The 1,269-nt window shown below is 33.3% G+C and carries 2 protein-coding genes; one reads left to right on the forward strand and one right to left on the reverse strand.

All coding sequences use genetic code 11. The features are described 5' to 3' along the window. Positions 1–189: 189 nt before the first annotated feature. Positions 190–1,038, forward strand: a complete 849-nt coding sequence (locus OM075_RS25075; protein ID WP_301193306.1) for an AraC family transcriptional regulator — start codon at positions 190–192, stop codon at positions 1,036–1,038. A 48-nt stretch (positions 1,039–1,086) separates the two neighbouring features. Here OM075_RS25075 and OM075_RS25080 read toward each other — a convergent pair. Next, positions 1,087–1,269, reverse strand: a 183-nt coding sequence (locus OM075_RS25080; protein WP_301193307.1) for a hypothetical protein, incomplete at its 5' end; no start/stop codon positions are given.

The raw sequence follows: 1,269 nt of genomic DNA on the forward strand, positions 1-1,269 counted from the left end.
ATTCTTTGAACCATATGATCAAAGTTAAGATTTTTAGAAGCTAAAGCAAGATGCACTAAAGTGCATAGTTTTAACTACTTTTGAGACCAATAAATATTATAGTACCTGAATTGATGAAAAGAATTCAGATTAATGAGATAGAAAAACCAGCATCTCAGTCAAAAAAAGATAACTATAAAATTAAAGATGATGTCTAAGGATAAAACTCGAATTAGTTTACCTTCTTTTTTACTCGAACCTAATGATGTATTCCATATTGTGAGACGTACCATTACTTCCGAAGAGAATTTGGCTTATCACGATCATGATTATGCTGAGATTTTTTGGATTAAGGAAGGTTCCGGTGTACATTATATCAACGGAGAAAAACATAATATCGAAAAAGGAACGCTTTGTTTAATACGTCCTGCCGACACCCATACTTTTGTTTCAACGGGTAACAATACAGGATTGGTTGTAACAAACATTGCCTTTTATCTTGAAAGTTTAAATCTGTTTAAAGACAGATATTTCCCTGATTCGGATGAGCTTTTCTGGACTACGAATAATTTACCTTACACTGTTCATCTCAACTCTGATCAATTAAATGAATTAGAATCTATTACCGATTATATATTATCTAAAAAGCACGATTTCTTTCATTTGGATCTTATGGTGCTGCAGATTTTCCGTATGCTTACAGAATCTTTTGGAAATACAGCACAAAGTATTCCGCACTGGCTCGCATTAGCACTTAAGCAATACAACTCACCTCAGTTATTCAGAGATGGTGTTCCCGGGTTTGTTGCCCTAACCAACAGAACTACGGATCATGTTAATAAAGTGATTAAACAATGCTTAAATCAAACATTGACAGAAACGGTCACTAAAATTAAAATTAATTACGCAGCTCAGCGTTTAACCATGACCAATGTACCTATTAAAATCATCTGTTTTAACTGTGGTTTTAATTCTATTGGACACTTTTATAAGATCTTTAAAAAGTATAACGGAATGACGCCCAATGATTACAGAGCTATTAACCATAAAGTGTTTTAACCAGGATAAGGAACAAGGAGAAAGGAAAAAGTTTAAAGTTTGAGGTGATTAATATTTATAAAGTAAACTCTGTGTAACTCTGTGTAACTCTGTGTAACTCTGTGAAAAACCTCCATCCTCTGTGGTAAAAAGAAAAAAGGAACAAGGAACAAGGTTAAAGTTTAAGTGATCAATGTCTTTAAAGTAAACTCCGTGTAACTCTGTGAAAAACCTCCATGCTCTCTGTGGTAA

This window comes from Plebeiibacterium sediminum (assembly GCF_026013605.1).
Lineage (GTDB): Bacteria > Bacteroidota > Bacteroidia > Bacteroidales > Marinilabiliaceae > Saccharicrinis > Saccharicrinis sediminus.

Excerpts from the sequence above, each read along its gene's own strand:
- OM075_RS25075 (WP_301193306.1), top strand. The coding sequence starts at position 190 with ATGTCTAAGGATAAAACTCGAATTAGTTTACCTTCTTTTTTACTCGAA.